At 75.9% G+C, this 1,057-nt stretch carries 1 protein-coding gene; it reads left to right on the forward strand.

From position 1 onward, the window contains the following. The coding region (locus ACWDX9_RS63640; protein ID WP_449973504.1) for a protein kinase domain-containing protein at positions 1 to 1,057 on the forward strand (1,057 nt) is incomplete at both ends.

Raw genomic sequence — 1,057 nt, forward strand, 5'->3', positions numbered from 1 at the left:
GACGCCGCGTCGCGGGCCGCCCTGTGCGACCGCGCGCTGGCCGAGGCGAGGACGGCCGCCGCGCTGCGGCATCCCTCGATCGTGGCCGTGCACGACCTGATCGTCGAGGACGGGGATCCGGCGATCGTGATGGAGCTGGTCCACGGGCCGTCCCTGGAGCAGGTCCTCCGCGAGAACGGGCCGCTGCCCGCGCGCCGCGCGGCCGAGATCGGGCTGCGGGTGCTGTCCGCGCTGGCGGCCACGCACGCGGCGGGGGTGCTGCATCGGGACGTCAAGCCGGCCAACGTGCTGCTGGCGGGGGACGGGCGCGTGGTGCTGACGGACTTCGGCATCGCCACCCTGGTCGGCGGCCTGCCCGGCACACCGGTCGGCACCCCGGGCTACACGGCCCCCGAATGCCTGCACGCTCCGGGCACAGGCCATGCTCCCAGCACAGAGCGCACCCCCAGCCCAGGCCACGCTCCCAGCACAGAGCACGCCCCCAGCACAGAGCATGCCCCCACCACAGACCATGTCCCCGCCACGGACCACACCCTCATCCAGCCCACAGGCCCGACCGATGGTCACGCCACCGACCGGACCGTGGTCCAACCCACCGACCCGGCCGGGGCGGGTCCTGCGGATCGGACCGCCATCCAGCCGACCGGCCCGACGTCGCCAGGAGCCGCCACCGGGTCCGGCTCGGATGCCTGGTCAGGGGCTGCGGAACCGGCCTCGGACCTGTGGTCGCTGGCCGCCACCCTCTACACCGCCGTCGAAGGGCGCGGCCCGTTCGCCAGGGACAGCGCCGTCGCCACGCTGAGCGCCGTCCTCACCGAGCCACCCGCCCCCTCGGGGAGCGTGCTGTGGCCGGTGCTGGCCGCCGCGCTGGACAAGGATCCACACATGCGTCCCGGTGCGGAACGGCTCCGGGGCTGGCTGGAGGCGGTCGTGCAGGGGCCGGCCGCTACAGCCGTACTTCCCGAACCGCCGCGGGCCACCCCGCCCGGGGTGCGGCTGCCGGTCGTGTTCGGTGCCCTGGCCGTGGCGGCCGTGGTGGGCGCGGGCGCGGTCGTCG

The sequence above is a fragment of the Nonomuraea sp. NPDC003201 genome (genome assembly GCF_053590415.1).